The sequence below is a fragment of the Pseudomonas sp. ANT_H12B genome (genome assembly GCF_008369325.1).
Lineage (GTDB): Bacteria > Pseudomonadota > Gammaproteobacteria > Pseudomonadales > Pseudomonadaceae > Aquipseudomonas.
Genome location: NZ_VOBI01000010.1, coordinates 184,094 through 204,840, shown reverse-complemented (window position 1 = coordinate 204,840; position 20,747 = coordinate 184,094). Strand labels below are relative to the sequence as shown.

20 protein-coding genes are annotated in these 20,747 nt (G+C 60.2%); 13 read left to right on the top strand and 7 right to left on the bottom strand.

Annotation, left to right across the window (positions count from 1 at the left end):
• The first annotated feature begins 48 nt into the window (after positions 1 to 48).
• The 11 genes from rsfS (at position 49) to FQ185_RS17385 (ending at position 10,577) form a co-directional block, all read left to right on the top strand.
• Positions 49 to 543, top strand: coding sequence for a ribosome silencing factor (gene rsfS, locus FQ185_RS17435; protein WP_149418484.1), 495 nt, complete (start codon positions 49 to 51; stop codon positions 541 to 543).
• Between the two features lie 9 nt (positions 544 to 552).
• Positions 553 to 1,020 carry a 23S rRNA (pseudouridine(1915)-N(3))-methyltransferase RlmH gene (gene rlmH, locus FQ185_RS17430; RefSeq protein WP_007937439.1) on the top strand — a complete coding sequence of 156 codons (468 nt, stop codon included), beginning with the start codon at positions 553 to 555 and terminating at the stop codon, positions 1,018 to 1,020.
• Positions 1,021 to 1,030: 10 nt separating this feature from the next.
• Positions 1,031 to 2,926 carry a penicillin-binding protein 2 gene (gene mrdA / locus FQ185_RS17425; protein ID WP_149418483.1) on the top strand — a complete coding sequence of 632 codons (1,896 nt, stop codon included), beginning with the start codon at positions 1,031 to 1,033 and terminating at the stop codon, positions 2,924 to 2,926.
• 31 nt (positions 2,927 to 2,957) lie between these two features.
• A complete protein-coding gene (gene rodA / locus FQ185_RS17420; RefSeq protein WP_178113555.1) occupies positions 2,958 to 4,061 on the top strand; it encodes a rod shape-determining protein RodA in 1,104 nt (367 codons plus the stop codon).
• A gap of 17 nt (positions 4,062 to 4,078) precedes the next feature.
• Complete coding sequence (gene mltB / locus FQ185_RS17415) at positions 4,079 to 5,089, top strand: lytic murein transglycosylase B (RefSeq protein ID WP_149418481.1); 1,011 nt, start codon at positions 4,079 to 4,081, stop codon at positions 5,087 to 5,089.
• Positions 5,089 to 6,099 carry a septal ring lytic transglycosylase RlpA family protein gene (locus tag FQ185_RS17410; protein WP_149418480.1) on the top strand — a complete coding sequence of 337 codons (1,011 nt, stop codon included), beginning with the start codon at positions 5,089 to 5,091 and terminating at the stop codon, positions 6,097 to 6,099. The genes mltB and FQ185_RS17410 overlap by 1 nt, the downstream gene beginning before the upstream one ends.
• Before the next feature lie 180 nt (positions 6,100 to 6,279).
• Complete coding sequence (locus FQ185_RS17405) at positions 6,280 to 7,437, top strand: D-alanyl-D-alanine carboxypeptidase family protein (protein ID WP_149418479.1); 1,158 nt, start codon at positions 6,280 to 6,282, stop codon at positions 7,435 to 7,437.
• Positions 7,438 to 7,517: 80 nt separating this feature from the next.
• Positions 7,518 to 7,793, top strand: a complete 276-nt coding sequence (locus FQ185_RS17400) for a DUF493 domain-containing protein (RefSeq protein WP_008152827.1) — start codon at positions 7,518 to 7,520, stop codon at positions 7,791 to 7,793.
• The gene (gene lipB / locus FQ185_RS17395) at positions 7,793 to 8,440 is read left to right on the top strand and encodes a lipoyl(octanoyl) transferase LipB (protein ID WP_149418478.1); all 648 of its coding nucleotides are present in this window, start codon (positions 7,793 to 7,795) and stop codon (positions 8,438 to 8,440) included. Before FQ185_RS17400 ends, lipB begins: the two co-directional genes overlap by 1 nt.
• A 1-nt stretch (position 8,441) precedes the next feature.
• On the top strand, positions 8,442 to 9,464 hold the full coding sequence (gene lipA, locus FQ185_RS17390; protein WP_149418477.1) for a lipoyl synthase: 1,023 nt from the start codon (positions 8,442 to 8,444) through the stop codon (positions 9,462 to 9,464).
• Positions 9,465 to 9,626: 162 nt separating this feature from the next.
• A complete protein-coding gene (locus FQ185_RS17385; protein WP_149418476.1) occupies positions 9,627 to 10,577 on the top strand; it encodes an LD-carboxypeptidase in 951 nt (316 codons plus the stop codon).
• A 117-nt stretch (positions 10,578 to 10,694) separates the two neighbouring features.
• On the opposite strand, the gene FQ185_RS17380 is transcribed toward FQ185_RS17385, so the two are convergent.
• The 5 genes from FQ185_RS17380 to leuS form a co-directional block, all read right to left on the bottom strand.
• Positions 10,695 to 12,017: a lytic murein transglycosylase gene (locus FQ185_RS17380; RefSeq protein ID WP_149418475.1), complete on the bottom strand. Its 1,323-nt coding sequence runs from the start codon at positions 12,015 to 12,017 to the stop codon at positions 10,695 to 10,697.
• A gap of 62 nt (positions 12,018 to 12,079) precedes the next feature.
• Positions 12,080 to 12,244, bottom strand: a complete 165-nt coding sequence (arfA, locus tag FQ185_RS17375) for an alternative ribosome rescue factor ArfA (RefSeq protein WP_095057248.1) — start codon at positions 12,242 to 12,244, stop codon at positions 12,080 to 12,082.
• Positions 12,245 to 12,392: 148 nt separating this feature from the next.
• Positions 12,393 to 13,430 (bottom strand): DNA polymerase III subunit delta, encoded by a 1,038-nt coding sequence (gene holA, locus FQ185_RS17370; RefSeq protein WP_149418474.1) that lies wholly within the window; start codon positions 13,428 to 13,430, stop codon positions 12,393 to 12,395.
• A gap of 38 nt (positions 13,431 to 13,468) precedes the next feature.
• On the bottom strand, positions 13,469 to 14,074 hold the full coding sequence (lptE, locus tag FQ185_RS17365; RefSeq protein WP_149418473.1) for an LPS assembly lipoprotein LptE: 606 nt from the start codon (positions 14,072 to 14,074) through the stop codon (positions 13,469 to 13,471).
• Positions 14,075 to 14,162: 88 nt separating this feature from the next.
• A complete protein-coding gene (gene leuS, locus FQ185_RS17360) occupies positions 14,163 to 16,769 on the bottom strand; it encodes a leucine--tRNA ligase (protein WP_149418472.1) in 2,607 nt (868 codons plus the stop codon).
• 279 nt (positions 16,770 to 17,048) lie between these two features.
• Between leuS and FQ185_RS17355 the strand changes: the two genes are divergently transcribed.
• Both FQ185_RS17355 and FQ185_RS17350 read left to right on the top strand, forming a co-directional pair.
• A complete protein-coding gene (locus FQ185_RS17355) occupies positions 17,049 to 17,369 on the top strand; it encodes a hypothetical protein (RefSeq protein ID WP_149418471.1) in 321 nt (106 codons plus the stop codon).
• Positions 17,370 to 17,475: 106 nt separating this feature from the next.
• Entirely contained in the window at positions 17,476 to 18,237 is a 762-nt protein-coding gene (locus FQ185_RS17350) for a YdcF family protein (RefSeq protein ID WP_149418470.1), read from the top strand.
• A 127-nt stretch (positions 18,238 to 18,364) separates the two neighbouring features.
• Here the strand turns inward: FQ185_RS17350 and lnt are convergent, their stop codons facing one another.
• Positions 18,365 to 19,888 (bottom strand): apolipoprotein N-acyltransferase, encoded by a 1,524-nt coding sequence (lnt, locus tag FQ185_RS17345; RefSeq protein WP_149418469.1) that lies wholly within the window; start codon positions 19,886 to 19,888, stop codon positions 18,365 to 18,367.
• Between the two features lie 15 nt (positions 19,889 to 19,903).
• Positions 19,904 to 20,743 carry an HlyC/CorC family transporter gene (locus FQ185_RS17340; RefSeq protein ID WP_149418468.1) on the bottom strand — a complete coding sequence of 280 codons (840 nt, stop codon included), beginning with the start codon at positions 20,741 to 20,743 and terminating at the stop codon, positions 19,904 to 19,906.
• Positions 20,744 to 20,747 lie beyond the last annotated feature (4 nt).

Below are 20,747 nucleotides of genomic sequence, written 5' to 3'. Positions count from 1 at the left end.
GAACGCGTGAACCGAAGCGCCCGAACATACGAGCAAAACGAGTTTTATATGACGAACAAAGACGTAACTAAAGTAAAGCGTAAAGGCACGTTCAAAAGCGCCCCGCTGCCTGAGCCGGTTCTGACCAACGAGCCGCTGAAGGGTGATGAGCTGGTCAAGGTTGCCGTAGCCGCCCTCGAAGACGTCAAGGGCCAGGACATCCAGGTCATCGACGTTCGCGAAAAGCAGAGCATCACTGACTACATGATCATCGCCACCGGTACGTCCAACCGCCAGATCGGCGCGATGCTGGACAAGGTCCGCGAAGCGGTCAAGGCCCTGGGCGTCAAGCCCCTGGGTGAAGAAGGCAAGGGCGACAGCGACTGGGTGTTGCTGGATATGGACGATGTCATCGTGCACATGATGACTGCCTCGGCTCGTCAGTTTTACGACCTTGAGCGTCTGTGGTCCGGTGCAGAGCAGAGTCGTGCTCTGAACGCGGCTCACCACAGCCCTGAAAACAGCCATGAGCACTTCGTCAAGCTCAACAAAGACCAGCAATAAGGGATCGCTGTGCGACTGCGACTGATCGCTGTCGGTTCACGCATGCCCAAGTGGGTGGAAGAAGGCTGGCATGAATATGCCAAGCGTCTTCCGTCCGAGCTGGCGCTGGAACTGGTGGAAATACCGCTCAACACCCGTGGCAAGAACGCCGACGTGGCGCGCTTCATCCGTCAGGAAGGCGAAGCCATGCTGGCCAAGGTCGGGCCGAACGAGCGCGTTGTGACCCTCGAAGTCCACGGCAAGCCCTGGAGCACCGAGCAGCTGGCGGTCGAGCTCGATCGCTGGCGGCTGGACTCGCGCACGGTGAATTTCATGGTCGGCGGTCCCGAAGGGCTGGCGCCGGAAGTCTGTGCCCGGGCCGATCAGCGCTGGTCGCTCTCGCCGTTGACGTTGCCGCACCCGTTGGTGCGAATCCTGATCGGCGAACAGCTGTATCGTGCCTGGACAGTCCTGTCCGGCCACCCTTACCACAAGTAGTTCTGCCCTCATGCCCCAACCGATCCGCATCAAGGACCACGAAAAAGACGCCCGTCTGGTGCGTGGCCGCGTCGTGTTCGGGGCAATTGCGGTGGTGGCGCTGATCTGCGTGCTGATCGCGCGGCTGTATTTCCTCCAGGTGATTCAGTACGAGTACCACTCGACCCTGTCGGAAAACAACCGCGTCCATGTGCAGCCGATTCCGCCGACACGCGGGTTGATCTTTGATCGCAATGGCGTGGTGGTGGCCGATAACCGGCCCAGCTTCAGCTTGAGCATGACCCGTGAGCGCTCCGGCGACTGGCAGCAAGTGCTCGACGTCATTGTCGAAGTGCTGGAGCTGACGCCCGAGGATCGGGTGATCTTCGAGAAGCGCATGCGTCAGGGGCGTCGGCCGTTCGAGCCGGTGCCGATCCTGTTCGAGCTGACCGAAGAACAGATTGCCCGCATCGCGGTGAACCAGTTCCGTCTGCCGGGTGTGGAAGTGGTTGCGCAGCTGGTGCGTCACTACCCGCAGGGCCCGCACTTTGCGCACTCGGTGGGTTACATGGGGCGGATCAACGAGAAAGAGCTGAAGTCACTCGATCCGGTCAATTACAGCGGCACCCACCACATCGGCAAAACCGGTATCGAGCGCTTCTACGAGCCCGAACTGCACGGTCAGGTGGGTTACGAAGAAGTCGAGACCAACGCTCGAGGCCGTGTGTTGCGCGTGCTCAAGCGTACCGATCCGATTCCCGGCAAGGACATCGTCCTGAGTCTGGACATCAAATTGCAGGAAGCAGCCGAAGCCGCACTGGGTGGTCGTCGTGGCGCAGTGGTGGCGCTGGACCCGAAAACCGGCGAAGTGCTGGCGATGGTCAGTGCGCCGAGTTTCGATCCGAACCTGTTCGTCACCGGCATCAGCTTCAAGGCCTATGCCGAGTTGCGCGATTCCATCGACCGGCCGTTGTTCAACCGTGTCCTGCGCGGCCTCTATCCGCCAGGTTCGACCATCAAGCCGGCGGTGGCGATTGCCGGTCTGGATGCGGGCGTCGTGACTGCGTCGAGTCGGGTGTACGACCCCGGCTATTACCAGTTGCCCAATTACGACCACAAATACCGTAACTGGAACCGTACCGGCGACGGCTACGTCGATCTGGACACGGCGATCATGCGTTCCAACGACACCTACTTCTACGACCTGGCCCACAAACTGGGAATCGATCGCTTGTCGGCGTACATGAGCAAGTTCGGCATCGGTCAGAAGGTCTCGCTGGACATGTTCGAAGAGTCGCCGGGGCTGATGCCGACACGGGAGTGGAAGCGGGCAACCCGACGTCAGGCCTGGTTCCCGGGCGAAACGCTGATTCTCGGCATTGGTCAGGGCTACATGCAATCAACGCCCTTGCAACTGGCCCAGGCCACGGCACTGGTGGCGAGCAAGGGTGTGTGGAACCGTCCGCACCTGGCCAAGACCGTCGAAGGCGAGCGACCGAAGGATGAAGACCCGATGCCGGACATCATCCTGCGTGATCCGTCCGACTGGGCCAAGGTCAACCACGGCATGCAACAGGTGATGCACGGTGCCCGGGGTACGGCGCGTAAAGCGGCGATCGGTGCTCAATACCGCATCGCGGGCAAAAGTGGTACGGCTCAGGTGGTCGCGATCAAGCAGGGTGAGAAGTACGACCGCTCCAAGGTTCAGGAGCGCCATCGCGACCACGCCTTGTTCGTCGGCTTCGCGCCGGCCGATAACCCGCAAATCGTGGTGTCGGTGATGGTCGAGAACGGCGAGTCCGGTTCTGGCGTCGCAGCGCCGGTGGTGCGGCAAATCATGGACGCCTGGCTTCTGGACCAGGACGGTCGGTTGAAGGCCGAATACGCCAGCCCTATCAGTGCGGAGGCTACGGCCCGTGAAGAATAATTTCGATCGCATCCTCTCCAGCGAGGATGTGATGCGTCGCCGCGCGACGCTGTTGCAACGCATGCACATCGATGGCCCGTTGCTGATCCTGCTGCTGACCCTCGCCGCAGGCAGTCTGTTCGTGCTGTATTCGGCCAGCGGCAAGAGCTGGGATCTGCTGGCCAAGCAAGCCACTTCATTCGGTATCGGCCTGGTGTCGATGATCGTCATCGCCCAGTTCGAGCCGCGCTTCATGGCTCGCTGGGTGCCGGTCGGTTACGTGCTCGGCGTGCTCTTGCTGGTGGTCGTGGACGTGATGGGCCACAACGCCATGGGCGCCACGCGCTGGATCAACATTCCCGGGGTGATCCGCTTCCAGCCCTCGGAATTCATGAAGATCCTGATGCCGGCGACCATCGCCTGGTACCTGTCCAAGCGCACCTTGCCGCCGCAGCTCAAGCATGTGGGCGTCAGTCTGTTTCTGATCGGGCTGCCCTTCATCCTGATCGTGCGCCAGCCCGACCTCGGCACTTCGCTGCTGATCCTGGCGGGTGGCGCGTTCGTTCTGTTCATGGGCGGCCTGCGCTGGCGCTGGATCCTCAGCGTGATTGCCGCGGCTGTGCCGGTGGCTGTCGCCATGTGGTACTTCGTCATGCACGATTACCAGAAGCAGCGAGTCCTGACATTTCTTGATCCGGAGAGCGATCCGCTGGGGACCGGCTGGAACATCATTCAGTCCAAGGCCGCCATCGGTTCCGGCGGTGTGTTCGGCAAGGGCTGGTTGCTCGGCACCCAGTCGCACCTGGACTTCCTGCCGGAAAGCCATACCGATTTCATTATTGCGGTCATGGGCGAAGAATTCGGCCTGGTGGGTATCTGCGCACTGCTGCTGATTTACCTGCTATTGATCGGTCGCGGGCTGGTGATTACCGCTCAGGCCCAGACATTGTTCGGCAAATTGCTCGCGGGCAGCCTGACCATGACGTTTTTTGTTTACGTTTTCGTCAACATCGGTATGGTCAGTGGCCTGTTGCCGGTTGTGGGGGTGCCGTTGCCGTTCATTAGCTACGGAGGAACTTCGCTGGTGACGCTGCTGTCAGCGTTTGGGGTTTTGATGTCGATCCATACCCATCGTAAGTGGATCGCACAGGTTTGAATAAGGTGAAGATTTCAATGCAACTAATGCGTGGCTGGGCGACTCGATATGCGCCGTGGGTCGGCCTGGTAAGCATCCTTGGCACAGCGCAGGAAGCGTTGGCCGGCGATTACGAAGGCTCGCCCCAGGTGGCCGAATTCGTCGGTGAAATGACCCGCGACTACGGTTTTGCCGGTGAACAGTTGATGGGCGTGTTGCGCGAAGCCGAGCGCAAACAGTCGATTCTGGACGCGATCTCGAAACCCGCCGAACGGGTCAAGCAGTGGAGCGAATATCGTCCGATGTTCATCACCGACGCGCGTATTGCCCGTGGTGTGGATTTCTGGCGTCAGCACGAGGCAATACTGGCCCGTGCGGAGCAGGAATACGGCGTGCCGGCGCAGGTTATTGTTTCGATCATTGGTGTTGAGACCTTTTTCGGTCGCAATACCGGAAATTTCCGGGTGATCGATGCTTTATCGACCCTGGGTTTCGACTATCCTCCTCGTGCCGAATTTTTCCGCAAGGAATTGCGTGAGTTTCTGTTGCTGGCCCGTGAAGAGCAGGTCGATCCGCTGACCCTCAAAGGCTCATACGCCGGCGCGATGGGGTTGCCGCAATTCATGCCGAGCAGTTTTCGCGCCTACGCGGTGGATTTCGATGGTGACGGCCACATTAATATCTGGACCAATCCGGACGATGCCATTGGCAGCGTCGCCAGTTATTTCAAGCTCCACGGCTGGGTCGCCGGTGAACCTGTGGTCAGCCGCGCGGATGTTCGTGGCGATCAGGTGGACGAAGGTTTGACCACCGGCATTGAACCGACTAAAACCGTCGGGGAGTTGCGGGCTCTAGGGTGGTCAAGTCATGATGCGCTGCGCGATGATATGCCGGTCACGGCTTTTCGCCTGGAAGGTGACAACGGCCCTGAATACTGGATGGGTCTGACGAATTTTTACGCGATCACGCGTTATAACCGCAGCGTGATGTACGCCATGGCCGTACATCAACTGTCTGAACAGCTGGTCCAAGCACGGGGCGTCAAGTAATGCGGGCATTGCCTATGAATAAACCCCTGAAGCTGATGGCATTCGCCGCGTTGGCGTTGCTGGTTGCCAGTTGCTCGACCAGCCGCTCGCCGGCGCAAAAGTCCACGACTGCCGTGCGTTCTGCGCCGGGGCTGGACATCAACCGGGCCCACAAAGATGGCGCGCCATGGTGGGACGTCGACGTATCGCGCATCCCGGATGCCACGCCGACCCTGCATACAGGTCCTTATAAAGCCAACCCATACACCGTGCTGGGCAAGACTTATTTCCCGTTGCAGGAATCCAAGACCTACGTGGCTTCGGGCACTGCGTCCTGGTACGGCACCAAGTTCCACGGCCAGAACACCGCCAATGGCGAGGTTTACGACCTGTACGGCATGAGTGCCGCTCACAAGACCTTGCCACTGCCAAGTTACGTTCGGGTGACCAACCTGGATAACAACAAGAGCGTAGTCCTGCGAGTCAACGACCGTGGGCCGTTCTACTCGGACCGGATCATCGACTTGTCCTACGCCGCGGCCAAGAAACTCGGCTATGCCGAAACCGGCACCGCGCGGGTCAAGGTCGAAGGCATCGACCCGCAGCAATGGTGGGCAGCCAAAGGCCGTCCGGCGCCTTTGATGCTTAACGAGCCGCAAGTCGCGCAAAATAGCGCCCCGACGATTACGGCGTCGGCCGGCACCGTCGAACAATGGACGCCACCGCCTCAGCAACACGCCGCAGCTGTCGTGCCTGTGCCGATCGATGCAAAAAAAAACGCTTCTGTACCAGCCTCTGGCCAGTATCTGCAGGTGGGCGCGTTCGCCAACCCGGACGCTGCAGAACTCCTGAGATCGAAGCTCAGCGGGATGGTGAGCGCTCCGGTGTTCATCAGTTCGATCGTGCGCAATCAACAGACATTACATCGGGTGCGCCTGGGGCCGATCGGGTCGCCGGGTGAAATCCAGCAAGTGCAGAACAGCGTGCGACTGGCCAATCTCGGTTCGCCGAGCCTGGTCACCGCCGAGTAATACGTAGTAATTGATTGACGGTTCGCTTGCGGTTTGGGGGGTGAACCTGGTTGTTGGCTCGTTGAAGAACAAAAGCCCGGCAAGGGTTCTGAGTGAACAACTGAACACGCGACGGCCTGTTAGAAGCCGTCTGATTAGTTTTGCCCTTGGGCAGTTTCCATTAGCGATTTCGAGAGACGGATGAACATCACCACCTTTGCCAAACGCCTGTGCCTGCTAGTCCCGCTGCTCATCTCGCCTGCCGCTTTCGCGGTCGAGATGATGCCGTCGCCACCACAACTGGCCGCCAAATCCTACGTGCTCATGGACGCCAGCAGCGGCAACGTGCTGGTAGAGAACAACGGTGACCAGCGTCTGCCGCCGGCCAGCCTGACCAAGCTGATGACCGCGTACATCGCGACCCTGGAAATCCGTCGTGGCCAGATCGGTGAAAACGATCCGGTGACGGTCAGCGAAAACGCCTGGCGTACCGGCGGTTCGCGGATGTTCATCAAGGTCGGCTCGCAAGTGACTGTCAGCGACCTGCTGCACGGCATCATCATTCAGTCGGGTAACGACGCCAGTGTTGCGCTTTCTGAGCACATCGCCGGCAGCGAAGACGCGTTCGCCGACATGATGAACAAAACCGTGGTCGACCTGGGCATGACCAACAGCCACTTCATGAACCCGACCGGTCTGCCGAACCCAGAGCACTACTCGTCGGCTCACGACATGGCCGTGCTGGCTCGCGCGATCATCCACGAAGACCCGGCTCACTACGCGATCTACTCGCAGAAAGAGTTCTTCTGGAACGGCATCAAGCAACCTAACCGTAACCTGCTGCTGTGGCGAGACAAGACCGTTGATGGTTTGAAAACCGGTCACACCGAGGAAGCCGGCTACTGCATGGTGTCTTCGGCTGTACGTGATGGCATGCGCTTGATCGCCGTGGTGTTTGGCACCAACAGCGAAGTGGCTCGCGCCTCCGAAACCCAGAAGCTGCTGACCTACGGTTTCCGCTTCTTCGAAACCCAGACCTTCTATCAGAAAGGCGCCGAGCTGGCTCAGGCACCTGTCTGGAAAGGCACCACCAATCAAGTCAAGGCTGGCCTGGCCCAAGACCTGACCATGACTCTGCCGAAAGGCCAGCTGAAAAAGCTCGCTGCCAGCATGACCATGAACCCGCAACTGATTGCGCCAATCGCCAAGGGCGACGTAATCGGTAAAGTCGAAGTGAAACTGGACGACAAGGTTGTGCACAGCGCGGACCTGATCGCTCTGGACGCGGTCGACGAGGGTGGTATCTTCCGTCGCATGTGGGATAGCATCCGTCTATTCTTCTACGGCTTGTTCAACTGAATTAGTGTGGACTCGCATGGCCCCGCTCCAATCCGGAACGGGGCCATGTCCGTTGCCACGGCTTACGAGGCCGTTACGCCATGACCGACACCGAAGTAAAGGCGCCAAAAATCGAATTCCCCTGCGCGGATTACCCGATCAAGGTAATCGGCGACACCGGTGTGGGTTTCAAGGACAAGATCATTGCGATCCTTGAGAAGCACGCGACCGTTGACCACAAGACCCTGGCCGAGCGCCAGAGTACCAACGGCAAATACACGACCATCCAGTTGCACATCATCGCCACCGGCCAAGAACAGCTGTACGACATCAACAGCGAGTTGCGGGCTACCGGTTTCGTGCACATGGTGCTGTGATGTCTGCCGCGGTGGGCTTTCGCGAGCTCGGCCAGATGGCTTACGAGCCGGTCTGGCATGCCATGCAACGTTTCACCAACGAACGCGGCAGCGATGCCGCGGACGAGATCTGGCTGGTCGAGCATCCGCCAGTGTTCACCCAGGGCCAGGCCGGCAAGGCCGAGCACTTGTTGCTGCCGGGGGATATTCCGGTGGTACAGGTCGATCGCGGTGGTCAAGTGACATATCACGGTCCCGGCCAGCTAGTGGCCTATCTGTTGCTCGACGTACGCAAGCTGGGGTTCGGGGTGCGTGACCTGGTCACCCGCATGGAACACTGCCTGATCGAGCTGCTGGCCAGCTACGGAGTGACCGCAGCAGCCAAACCTGACGCGCCAGGTGTCTACGTCAATGGCGCGAAAATCGCGTCTCTGGGTCTGCGGATCCGCCACGGTTGCTCCTTTCATGGCCTGGCCCTGAACGTGGATATGAACCTGGAACCGTTTCGACGGATTAACCCCTGCGGCTACGCCGGGCTGGCGATGACCCAGCTGAGCGATCACGCAGGATCGATTGAATTTGCCGAGGTAAGTGCCCGGCTGCGCGCGCAGCTCGTCAAACACCTCGACTATGCTGAGCAGACGACCCTAACGGGCGGAATCGACTGATATGACTACTGATGCAGTGCAAACCATGATCCCGACGCTCGATGTCACTGAGCGTCCGGCCCCGCGTGCCAAGGTTGAAGCCGGCGTCAAGCTGCGCGGCGCCGAGAAGGTTGCACGTATCCCGGTAAAGATCATTCCGACCACCGAACTGCCGAAGAAACCTGACTGGATTCGCGTGCGCATCCCGGTTTCCCCGGAAGTCGACCGTATCAAGGCCCTGCTGCGCAAACACAAGCTGCACAGCGTGTGCGAAGAAGCCTCCTGCCCGAACCTGGGCGAGTGCTTCTCTGGCGGCACTGCGACCTTCATGATCATGGGTGACATCTGCACCCGTCGTTGCCCGTTCTGCGACGTTGGCCACGGTCGGCCGAAGCCACTGGACGTCAACGAACCGGAAAGCCTGGCCATCGCCATTGCCGACCTGAAACTCAAATACGTGGTAATCACCTCGGTTGACCGCGACGACCTGCGTGACGGCGGTGCCCAGCACTTTGCCGACTGCATCCGCGAGATCCGCAAGCTGTCGCCGAACGTGCAGCTCGAAACCCTGGTCCCGGATTACCGTGGCCGCATGGACGTCGCGCTGGAAATCACCGCTGCCGAGCCGCCGGATGTGTTCAACCACAACCTGGAAACCGTGCCGCGCCTGTACAAGGCTGCGCGTCCGGGTTCGGATTACCAGTGGTCTTTGACCCTGCTGCAACGCTTCAAGCAGATGATGCCGCACATTCCGACCAAGTCCGGCCTGATGCTGGGTCTGGGCGAAACCGATGAAGAAGTCATCGAAGTCATGAAGCGCATGCGCGAACACGACATCGACATGCTGACCCTGGGCCAGTACCTGCAACCGTCCCGCAGCCACTTGCCGGTCCAGCGTTTCGTGCACCCGGACGTGTTCGCCTGGTTCGCCGAGGAAGGTTACAAGATGGGCTTCAAAAACGTCGCTTCCGGCCCGTTGGTACGTTCCTCGTACCACGCCGACGAGCAGGCGAATCTGGTTAAATCCCAGCTGATGTCGTCCTGATACAAACCGCCCGCAAGGCTTGACCAGCCTTGCGGGCATTTTTTTGCCTTGCTCACGGCAATGACAGTCTTTTCCTGCAACCTGCCGGGCGATTGACCCTCTTCTGTTTGTCCCCGTTCCTGACTACTGTGTGTTGAAGCTTTCACACAGGGAGATTCATGGATGACCGTTCGACCGACCCACACGCTTTGTCCACACGCTCCTGTTCCGGCCTTGCCGTCGGAAGGGCTGATTGGCGTCATCGCGCCTGCAGGCCCCGCGGCGCTGGACACCGACAAAGCTATCGCCTGGATGCGCGCTCGTGGTTATTCGCTGCGGGTGTTTCCCGGGGTGTACGAGAAGGATAACTACCTGGCGGGTAGCGATGATGTGCGGCTCAACGACCTGCACACCGCGTTTGCCGACAACGAGGTCGACGCCATTATTTGCTTGCGCGGTGGCTACGGTACGCCACGGTTGCTTGATCGCATCGATTTCGACCTGTTGCGTAACAACGCCAAGCCGTTCATCGGCTACAGCGACATCACCGCGCTGCATTTGGCGATCAGCCGTTATGCCGGTTTCGTGACCTTCCATGGTCCGATGCTCAACGCCGACCTGTTGGGTGACAAGCAAAAACCAACCGAGCCCTCGTTTTTCAACATGCTCAGAGGGCAAGTGAAAGCGGGCAGCGTGCTGGCTCACCCGGTGGCCTGCCCGCTGACCATGATTGAGCCAGGCATCGCTCACGGGCGCTTGCTGGGCGGCAATCTGTCACTGATCGCCGCGACCATGGGCACGCCTTACGAGATCGATGCCGAGGGCGTCATCCTGTTCATCGAAGACATCAACGAGCCGCTGTATCGCATCGATCGGCTGCTGACCCATCTGCGTTTGGCCGGCACGCTGCACAAGCTGCGCGGGGTTCTGGTGGGGGATGTGGCGGGCGTGGACGTCGGCGCACTTGAGCGTTTGCTCAAGCAGACGTTTGAGCCGTTGTGCATACCGGTGCTGGCAGGGTGGCGCAGCGGACATTGTGATCCGAACCTGACGTTGCCCATGGGGGCGTTGGTGAGGCTGGATGCGGGGAACAAGGAGTTGGTGTTGGAGCAGGATGTGGTGGTCAAGTCTTAGAGCCTGGTCGTCTGATAGTCAGTCATCGCGGGCAAGCCCGCTCCCACACGTTCAAAGGTGAATGCGATAGTTGCGTTCAACTTGAATCCTGTGGGAGCGGGCTTGCCCGCGATGCTTTTAGCGGCTACGCAGGCCTTCGAGCAACTTGTGTGTCGGATACCCATCCGCCGGCCAGCCAAATGACTGCTGGGCGCTGCGGATCGCTTTGCGGGTGTTGGCGCCGATGATGCCGTCGGCGGTGCCCGCGTCGTAGTTCTGGGCGCTCAGCAGGCTTTGCAGCTCGATCCGTTCGGTACGGCTCAGCGGCAAATCATCCTTGGGCCACATGCCGTTGATAAAGCCTGAGCCGTTCAAGCGCTCGGACAACAGGCTCACGGCCAAAGCGTAGGACGACGAGTTGTTGTATTTGAGGATCGCGCGGAAGTTATCGAGCACCAGGAACGCCGGGCCACGATAACCGGCCGGCAGCAGCAGGGAGGCTGACAGGTGTTCGGAGCCTGGCGGAACCTGGCCGCCGTTGGGCAGTGAGACACCCAGTTGCTGCCATTCGGACAGGCTCTTGCGAATCGTGCCATCGGCCAATACGTAATTGAAGCTGCCCGGCAGTTGCACTTCGAAGCCCCACGGTTGGCCTCTCTGCCAGCCAGAGCTCTGCAGGTAGTGCGCGGTCGAGGCCAGGGCGTCGGCGGAGCTGCCCCAGATGTCGCGGCGTCCGTCGCCATCGAAATCCACGGCGTGGGTGTTGTAAGTGGTCGGAATGAACTGGGTCTGGCCCATGGCGCCGGCCCAGGAACCGAGCATTTTCTCCGGTTCGATATCACCCTGTTGCAGGATCTGCAGGGCGGCGATCAGTTGCGCGTGGGCGAAACCAGGGCGACGGCCTTCGTAGGCCAGGGTCGCGAGGGAGTTGATCACCGACTTGCTGCCCTGGAACTGCCCGAAGTTACTCTCCATGCCCCACACCGCGACCAGCGCCTGGCGATCAACGCCGTAGCGCTGTTCGATGCTTTGCAGGATGTCGGCGTACTGACTGACCAGCGCCTCACCTTTACGCACGCGCAGCGGCGAAAGGGCGCCGTCGAGGTATTCCCACACAGGGCGGGAGAATTCTGGCTGGCTGCGGTCGGCACGGATCACACTGGTGTCCACGCTGACATTGGCGAAGGCGCGGTCGAACAGGTCGGCGCGGATGCCGGCAGCCAAGGCGTCCTTGCGGAAACCCGCCTGCCATTCGGCGAAGGTCTGGGTGGGCTGGATGTTGAGGTCTTCACCGGTCGGAACCACGGGCGGAATGACCGCAGGGGCTGTCGCAACGGGGAGTGTCTGAAGCGGCTGGGCGTCGGCGGCGGTCGGTTTTTCCGCGCAGGCGACAAGCAAAATGAGGCTGGAGGCAGCGATCAGTTGGCGCAGGTGCCAACGACGGGAAAGACAAAAGGGCATGCACGGGTCCAGGGAATACGAATCAGGTGCAGACCTTAACATGTTGAGCGAGCGCTTGCCTTTCAGGCCGCCAGAAAGTAAGAAGCCTCCCAGCTATTAGACTGGAAGGCTTCGCGGCGGTAGCTGCCTTTGCCCTTGCCGGCTCGTTCCTGACGGCTGCGGAACAGTGGCTGGGCGACGATGGATTTGGCCTTGTTGGGGCCATGCGTGGATGGCTTTTTGCTCATGATGATTGCTCGCAAGTGAGTGGGTTTTGCGGGGCAAATCATCGGCCGAAGTTAGCGTTTTGTCTAGTCCCTGCATTGCGTAGGACCTTTCGTCGATCGCAGAACCTGTAGCTGCCGAACGCAGGCTTCGCCAGCGGCTAGCGTGTGATTACTCGGCAGGCAATGTCAGCCGCTGACCAGCCATCAACAACGACAACCGGCTCAAACTCATCCACGGCGAACCGGCAGCCTGGCCTTTGATCTGTGCGTCAATGCGCTGCGCTTCCAGCAACAACTGTGCCCAGCGTTGCGCCGAGTAGCGTTGCAGGGCTTTGCTCATCAGCGGTTTGCGTTTGTCCCAGATCGGCGGTCGGGCCTGACTGAAGGCTTTGTCCAGTGGCACCCCCTGGCTGTATTGCAACGACAGGTTGGCCAGCAGGCGCAGCTCCCGGGCCAGGGCCCAGAGAATCACCGGTGGTTCGACGCCTTCACCGCGCAATCCTTCGAGCATGCGCAAGGCATGGGCGGCTTCGCCGTTGAGAATTGCATCGGTCAGACCGAAGACATCGAAGCGCGCACTGTCAGCCACCGCAGCCTGCACGGTTTCAACAGTGATCTGACCACCTTCGGCCATCAACTTGAGCTTTTCGATTTCCTGGGCGGCGGCCAGCAGGTTGCCCTCGACTCGCGCGGCGATCAGTTCGACCGCGTCCTGGCTGGCGGAAAGACCGGCCTGGGACAACCGTTGACGGATCCAGCCCGGCAGCTGGCTGGCATCCACCGGCCAGATTTGCACGAACTGAGTCTGCTGGCCTTCGACCAGCGCCTTGCCCCACTTGGTTTTCTGCGCGCTGCCATCAAGCTTGGGCAGGCTGATCAGCAATATCGTGTCTTCGGCCGGTTTGGCGCAGTACTCGATGAATGCGGCGGCGCCTTTGTCACCGGGTTTGCCGGACGGCAGGCGCAGTTCCAGCAAACGTTTTTCGGCGAACAATGACATGCTAGCGCCAGCTTGCAGCAACGTGCCCCAGTCAAAACTGGCGTCGGCGGCGAATACCTGGCGTTCGTCGAAACCCTGTTGGCGGGCGGCGGCACGAATGGCGTCGGCGGCTTCCTGACACAGCAGTGGGTCATCGCCACTGATGATATAGACCGGCGCAAGGGAGCCTTGCAGATGTTTGGCGAGTTGGGCGGGGGCGAGTTTCATAGAGAGGGCGAACGGGGCGCCGGAGCGCCCCGTAAGTCTTACTGCTGCGGCAGTTGGATAGGCGACTGACGCGGAGTGTCCGCTTCAGCTTTCTGAGCGGCTTCCAGTGCCTGGGCTTCAGCCTTGGCCCTGTTGTCGGCGGTCTGTTGCAGTTGCTCCAACTGAGTCGGAGTGAGTTGTTGCAGACGCAGCATCATGCGTTGAACCAGCTCACGACGCATTTCTTTACGAGCATCGTTGGCTTCCTGGTCGGAACCCACCAGGTTGTTACCGTCATGGATGAAGACTTTCTGCACTTCGAGCTTGTCGCTCAAGAGCGGTAGTTCGCCCTGACCACGGATGTCGTAGCTGAGCACTGTGCTCATCTGGTACTCGCCAGTACGACCGGCACCTGCGTAGCTGAGAATGCGCTGGGTTTCCTGCTCGTCAGTCAGTACCAGTTTGTAAGGCGCACCGCTGTAGACCTTGACGCCACTGCCTTCCAGCACCTGACGCATTTGCGTCACGGTTTCGCCATAAGCGTTGCGGGCGCTCAGGTCGAGTTCCTTGAACGCCAGTTCAGTGGTGCCGGTGCCGCGCAGCTGGAAACCGCAGGCGCTCAGCAGAACGGCGAGGCCCATCACCAGCAAATTGCGTTTGATCATCTTGTTGCTCCCCTTGAAACCATGTGGGCCGATCTTGCGGCCCGAAAGGTTTAACTCGGCGCCAGGCATGACCTGGCGCCCGATCCAATTAGCTGGCGACGATATTGACCAGTTTCCCGGGCACTACGATCACTTTACGAATCGTCAGGCCGTCGACAAAACGCAGCACGTTCTCGTTGGCCCGTGCGGCGGCTTCGACTTCTTCGCGACTGGCGCTGGCCGGCATTTCGATGTGGCCGCGCAGTTTGCCATTCACTTGAATGACAAGCTGCAGGCTGTCCTGCACCAGAGCGCTCTCGTCCAGCACCGGCCAGCCCGCATCGATTACCGGGTCGGCGTGATCCAGTTGATGCCACAGTTCATGACTGATGTGCGGAGTGATAGGCGCCAGCAGCAGGACGACGGTTTCCAGGCCTTCGTGAACCAGCGCACGCTCCTGCCCGGTGCCTTGCGGGGCTTTTTCCAGCACGTTCATCAGCGTCATCACCTGGGCGATGGCGGTGTTGAATTTGTGGTTTTGGCCGACATCGTGGCTGGCCTGCTTGATGGCCTGGTGGATCGAACGGCGAATGACTTTCTGCTCGTCATTAAGGCTGGCGATGTCCAGTTTGCCCGGCAGGCCCCGAGTAACGTGCGCTTGAGCCAGACGCCAGACGCGCTTGAGGAAGCGGTGCGAACCTTCTACACCGGAGTCGGACCATTCCGCGCTCATGTCGGGTGGCGAGGCGAACATCATGAACAGACGGCAGGTGTCGGCGCCGAACTGGTCAATCATCGACTGTGGGTCGACGCCGTTGTTCTTGGACTTGGCCATCTTCTCGGTGCCACCGATTTCCACCGGCAGGCCGTCTGCGATCAACTTGGCGCTAACAACCTTGGCCTTGCTGTCACGCTCGAGTTCCACGTCCGCCGGGTTGAACCAGGTGTAAGCACCATTGGCTTCACGACGATAGTAAGTCTCGGCGATCACCATGCCCTGGGTCAGCAGGTTCTTGAACGGTTCGTTGGAACTCACCAGGCCTTCATCACGCATCAGCTTGTGGAAGAAACGGGCATAAAGCAGGTGAAGAATGGCGTGTTCGATACCGCCGATGTACTGATCAACTGGCAACCAATGGTCGGCCGCCGATTTTTCCACCAGGCCGCCTTCATAGTGCGGCGAGGCGTAGCGTGCGTAATACCACGAGGACTCGACGAAGGTGTCCATGGTGTCGGTTTCACGCTTGGCCGGTGCACCGCATTTAGGGCAGTTGCACTCGTAGAACTCGGGCATGCGCGCCAGCGGCGAACCGGCGCCGTCCGGCACCACGTCTTCCGGCAGTACGACAGGCAGTTGATCTTCCGGGACCGGCACATCACCGCAAGTGTCGCAGTGGATGATCGGGATCGGGCAGCCCCAGTAGCGCTGACGGCTGATGCCCCAGTCGCGCAGGCGGAACTGGGTACGCGAGGCGCCGAGGTTTTTCTTGATCAGCGCGACTTCCATGGCGTCGAAAGCGCCTTCGAAGTCGAGGCCGTCGAACTCACCGGAATTGATCAGCGTGCCGTGCTCGCCATAAGCGTCCTGCCACGGGGCCGGGTTGGTGTCACCGGAACTGGTGCGCACCACGGACTTGATCGGCAGGTTGTACTTGGTGGCGAACTCGAAATCGCGTTCGTCGTGAGCCGGAACCGCCATCACCGCGCCGTCGCCGTAGTGCATCAGCACGTAGTTGGCGACCCACACCGGGAGTTTTTCACCGGTCAGCGGGTGCTCGACGAACAGCGAGGTCGGCAGGCCTTTTTTCTCTTGGGTGGCGACGTCGGCTTCGGCGACGCTGCCGCCCTTGCATTCAGCGATGAACGCTTGCAGCTCTGGGTTGTTCTGCGCAGCCAGGGTCGCCAAATGGTGTTCGGCGGCTACGGCAACGTAGGTCGCGCCCATCAGGGTGTCCGGACGGGTGGTGAAGACTTTCAGTACGCCGCTTTCGCCGATGGAATCGACGTTGTACGGGAACTGTACTTCCATGCCGCGGGACTTGCCGATCCAGTTGCGCTGCATGGTCTTGACCTGTTCAGGCCAGCCCGGCAGATCGTCGAGGCCCGACAGCAACTCATCCGCGTAGGCGGTGATCTTGAAGTAGTACATCGGGATTTCGCGCTTCTCGATCAGCGCGCCGGAACGCCAGCCGCGACCGTCGATCACCTGTTCGTTGGCCAGGACGGTCTGGTCGACCGGGTCCCAGTTCACGGTGCCGCTTTTTTTGTAAATCACGCCTTTTTCGAACAGGCGAGTGAACAGCCATTGTTCCCAGCGGTAGTAATCAGGCTTGCAGGTAGTGACTTCGCGGGACCAGTCCACCGCGAGGCCCAGGCTGCGCAGCTGGGTTTTCATGTAGGCGATGTTTTCGTAGGTCCACTTGGCGGGCGCTACGTGGTTTTTCATTGCGGCGTTTTCCGCCGGCATGCCGAAGGCGTCCCAACCCATGGGTTGCAGGACGTTCTTGCCTAGCATGCGCTGGTAGCGGGAGATCACGTCGCCAATGGTGTAGTTGCGCACGTGCCCCATGTGTAGCTTGCCGCTGGGGTAAGGGAACATCGACAGGCAGTAGAAAGTCTCCTTGCCTGGCTGTTCACTGACTTCAAAGGACTTTTGCTCGTCCCAGAACGACTGGGCGGCGGCTTCGATTTCACGGGGCTGATATTGTTCGTGCATGGCTACTTTTGAACTGAATAGGGGTGGCCTAATCCTCTTCAATGCAACGCTGGACGGTGATCACGCCAAATCGGCGTTTCGGTGCCCAGACGAGCTGGAAGTGGAGTTACAGGAAGCGCCGTAGCATACATGACCGCGCTCTACCGAGGGAAACCCTGATTGCTGCCGCAGGTCTCCCGAAACCCGCTGCGAGGGCCGTTGGTCGCAGCACCCAGCCGGTTTGTTCATGGAAGCTAAGCTCTAAATGGGGAGTAAGTCTTATCTTCAATGAGGTGAGGGATGGTTGATTCACGGCAAAAAGTTACAAAACCACAGCTGTATGAACGACTGATCGATCGTCTGGGCATGGCCCTCGACGCGGCAAAAACCGCTGACCGGTTGCGCGATGAACGTCCCTTGGAGCTGGAGTTGCGTGGCCTTAGCCCCGCAGAGTTTGCACTGGTCAAAGCGTATCTGGATCGCAGTGAACGTGAGACACACGGATGCTTGTCAGAGGCAGTGAAGCAACTCGACGCACCACGTTCGGCCAAGATCATCTGGCTCAAGGACAAAACACCCGGCAGGGACGCGGTAAAGGTCCGGTCTCTGCAATTCAAGTAAGGGCGCAGAGCCATGACGTTTGGTTTTTTGAAGCATAGTCCTTCCGCGTTTGTTGTCGCATTGCGTCAACCCACTTAGGCTTCGGGCATCTTTAAGGAGATGCTCGATGCCTTTTCGCTATTTCGTTAAACAACTTCTATTACCTCCCGGCATTTTTTTGCTGCTGCTGCTTCTTGCCTGGTGGTTGCGCCGCTCCCGGCCGCGTCTTGCAAACGTGTGCTTTGCGTTGGGCGCGGGGGGATTCTGGCTGATGAGCCTGCCGATAATGGTGCAGTGGAGCGCCGAGATCCTTGAGCGCGAACCGCCACTGGTTCGCGACGAGTGGGCAACCTTGAGTCAGCGCGCGGATGCGATCGTGGTGTTGGGGTCGGGCCGTGAACGTGGCGACCGGGCCTGGGGCGCCGATCAGCCCACCGGCGTAGGCCTGGAACGCGAGCGTTATGCCGCGCGATTGGCCAAGTCGTCCGGCCTGCCGATCCTGACCAGCGGTGGCCTGCATTATGGTTCGCCGCCGAGCGAAGCCAAGTTGATGGCGGACTCTATGCTCGATGATTTCGGCGTGACCGTGCGTTGGCAGGAAGGGCGCAGCCGCACAACCTGGGAAAACGCGCAGTTCAGCGCTGAGGTGTTGTTGCCGGAGGGGATCAAGCGCGTGGTGGTCGTGACCCAGGCGTGGCACATGCCGCGCGCGGTGTGGAGTTTCCAGAAGGCAGGGTTTGAGGTGGTGCCGGCGCCGGTCGGATTTCTCGGCGGGGACAATGCCCGGCCATTGGGCGGCTGGATGCCGGAATTCAAGTCGATCTGGCAGAGCGGTCAATTGATGAACGAGGCGGTGGGGCAGGTGGGATATTCGCTTTTCTATCGCTAAAGTTCGATCGTTCCCACGCGCAGCAAAGGAATGCATCCCGTGACGCTCTGCGTCACAGCGTCAACAGCGGACGCGGAGCGTTCCTGGCGGCATTCCTTTGCTGCGCGTGGGAACGATCATTTACGGGTTAAACAGTCTTGGCCATCCGGTTCGCGACCAGCGCCCAGCCAAACAACAGCAAGCAAATGATGATCAGCGGCCACGAACGCCATTCCAGGTAGGGCGTCAGGTTGTGCATCGGCACCACTTCGCCGTAGAGGATGCCGCGTTCGAACTGCGGGATCTGCACCGTGATCTGACCGAATGGGTTAATCAGACCGGTCACGCCGTTGTTGGTGGCGCGAATCATCCAGCGACCGGCTTCAAGCGCGCGCATCTGCGCCATCTGCAAGTGTTGCAACGGGCCGATGGAGGTGCCAAACCAGGTGTCGTTGCTGATGGTCAGCAGCAGATCGCTGCGAGCGGCGAGGCTGGCGGCGAACTCCGGATAGACCACTTCGTAGCAGATGTACGGCGCAATTTGATAACCCTTGGCCTGCAACATCGGCTGATCGGCAGGGCCGCGGGCAAAATCCGACATCGGCAGGTCGAAGAAGGCGATCAGGCCGCGCAGAACGTCCTGCAACGGAACGTATTCGCCAAACGGCACCAGCTTCTGCTTGAGGTAGGTGCCATCGCCTTCACCGACGACGGTAATGCCGTTGAAGAAACGCTTTTCGTGGTGGACTTCCTCGCGAATCGGTACGCCGGTAATCAGCGCGGACTTACGCTCTGCGGCGAAGTTTCCCATCATGTTCAGGTAGCCCTCGGCGGACTCCTTGAGCACCGGGATAGCCGTTTCCGGCCAGATCAACAGGTCAACGCGTTTGGAGCTGAAGCTCATGTCGCGGTACAGCGCCAGCTGCGCATTGAGCTGCGCCGGATCCCACTTCATGCTCTGTTCGATGTTGCCCTGGATTGCGGCGACGCTCAGCGGTGCGCCGGCCGGGCTGGTCCAGGCGTGCTCCTTGAGTGCCATACCGGCCAACCAGGGGCCGATCAGTAGCAACACACCTGCGGCGATGAAACCTTTGCGTCCCGTTTTGAACAGACGCAAGGCGTTATAGATCAGCGCGGCTGTGAGGGCCAGAGTGAAGGAAATCAGCCACATTCCACCGACTGGCGCGAGCCCGGCCAATGGGCCGTCGAGCTGGCTGTAACCGGAATAGAGCCAAGGGAAACCGGTAAGAAACCAGCCGCGAAAGGCTTCCTGACCGACCCACAACGCTGCAAACGCCAGGGCATCGGCCAGCGGCGCTTCGTTACGGCGTAGCCAGCGCGCCCAGATCCATGCGGGCAGGGCGAAGAACCAGGCAATCGCCGCCGTGAAGATCAGCATCAGGAAACCGGCCAGCAGCACCGAGGCGCCGCCGAAGTGGTGAATGCTGTAGTAGATCCAGCTGGTGCCGGCGCCAAACAGACCGAAACCGAAACACCAGCCGCGGCCAAGGGCCTGACGGGGGCTCAGTTCACGCAAACCGGCATAGAAGAAGCCGACCGCCAGCAATGCCAACGGCCAGATATCATACGGCGCTAACGCCAGGGTGGTGATTGCACCGGCCACCACGGCCAGCAGGTTACCGGGCCAGCCGGGGCGGGTTATCCAGCGCATTTCTATCCTTAGTTTTTACCGGGCGATAGGTGTCAGGCGCAGCAGGTGAATCCGACGGCTGTCGGCGTTCAGGATGCGGAAACGATAAGGGCCGATTTCAGTGATTTCGTTGCGTTTTGGCAAGTGCCCGAACGCGCTCATCACCAGACCGCCAACGGTGTCGAATTCGTCATCGGAGAACTCGCTGTCGAAGAACTCGTTGAAGTTCTCGATCGGCGTCAGGGCCTTGATCAGGAAGTCACCGCTGGGCAGTGGCTTGATGTAGCTGTCTTCTTCGACGTCATGCTCGTCTTCGATGTCGCCGACGATCTGTTCCAGCACGTCTTCGATGGTCACCAGACCCGCCACACCGCCATATTCGTCGATGACGATGGCCATGTGGTTGTGGTTGGCGCGGAACTCGCGCAGCAGCACATTCAGACGCTTGGACTCCGGTACGAAAGTGGCCGGGCGCAGCAGGTCCTTGATGTTGAAGCTGTCGCCGTTCTCCTGGAGGATCAACGGCAGCAAGTCCTTGGCCAGCAACACGCCCATCACGTCATCGTGGCTTTCGCCGATCACCGGGTAGCGGGAGTGGGCCGAGTCGACCACGGCAGGCAGGAACTCGCGGGGTGTCTGGGTCGCCTTGATGCTGACCATCTGCGAGCGCGGGACCATGATGTCCCGTACTTGCAGGTCCGCAACCTGGATGGCGCCTTCGACGATGGCCAGCGCTTCGCTGTCCAGCAACTTGTTTTGGTGTGCGTCGCGCAGCAGCTCCAGCAGCTCCTGGCGGTTCTTCGGCTCGTGGGCAAAAGCCTGGGTGAGCTTACCCAGCCAAGACTTTTGCCCGTTGCTCGATCGATCTTCGCTCATAGCG

Coding starts and splice junctions, on each gene's coding strand:
- lipB (WP_149418478.1), top strand. CDS start 7,793: ATGTCTGCCGCGGTGGGCTTTCGCGAGCTCGGCCAGATGGCTTACGAG.
- arfA (WP_095057248.1), bottom strand. CDS start 12,244: ATGAGCAAAAAGCCATCCACGCATGGCCCCAACAAGGCCAAATCCATC.
- FQ185_RS17350 (WP_149418470.1), top strand. CDS start 17,476: ATGCCTTTTCGCTATTTCGTTAAACAACTTCTATTACCTCCCGGCATT.
- FQ185_RS17355 (WP_149418471.1), top strand. CDS start 17,049: ATGGTTGATTCACGGCAAAAAGTTACAAAACCACAGCTGTATGAACGA.
- mltB (WP_149418481.1), top strand. CDS start 4,079: ATGCAACTAATGCGTGGCTGGGCGACTCGATATGCGCCGTGGGTCGGC.
- FQ185_RS17405 (WP_149418479.1), top strand. CDS start 6,280: ATGAACATCACCACCTTTGCCAAACGCCTGTGCCTGCTAGTCCCGCTG.
- lnt (WP_149418469.1), bottom strand. CDS start 19,888: ATGCGCTGGATAACCCGCCCCGGCTGGCCCGGTAACCTGCTGGCCGTG.
- lptE (WP_149418473.1), bottom strand. CDS start 14,074: ATGATCAAACGCAATTTGCTGGTGATGGGCCTCGCCGTTCTGCTGAGC.
- lipA (WP_149418477.1), top strand. CDS start 8,442: ATGACTACTGATGCAGTGCAAACCATGATCCCGACGCTCGATGTCACT.
- rodA (WP_178113555.1), top strand. CDS start 2,958: ATGCGTCGCCGCGCGACGCTGTTGCAACGCATGCACATCGATGGCCCG.
- FQ185_RS17400 (WP_008152827.1), top strand. CDS start 7,518: ATGACCGACACCGAAGTAAAGGCGCCAAAAATCGAATTCCCCTGCGCG.
- rsfS (WP_149418484.1), top strand. CDS start 49: ATGACGAACAAAGACGTAACTAAAGTAAAGCGTAAAGGCACGTTCAAA.
- leuS (WP_149418472.1), bottom strand. CDS start 16,769: ATGCACGAACAATATCAGCCCCGTGAAATCGAAGCCGCCGCCCAGTCG.
- FQ185_RS17380 (WP_149418475.1), bottom strand. CDS start 12,017: ATGCCCTTTTGTCTTTCCCGTCGTTGGCACCTGCGCCAACTGATCGCT.
- holA (WP_149418474.1), bottom strand. CDS start 13,430: ATGAAACTCGCCCCCGCCCAACTCGCCAAACATCTGCAAGGCTCCCTT.
- FQ185_RS17340 (WP_149418468.1), bottom strand. CDS start 20,743: ATGAGCGAAGATCGATCGAGCAACGGGCAAAAGTCTTGGCTGGGTAAG.
- FQ185_RS17385 (WP_149418476.1), top strand. CDS start 9,627: ATGACCGTTCGACCGACCCACACGCTTTGTCCACACGCTCCTGTTCCG.
- FQ185_RS17410 (WP_149418480.1), top strand. CDS start 5,089: ATGCGGGCATTGCCTATGAATAAACCCCTGAAGCTGATGGCATTCGCC.
- mrdA (WP_149418483.1), top strand. CDS start 1,031: ATGCCCCAACCGATCCGCATCAAGGACCACGAAAAAGACGCCCGTCTG.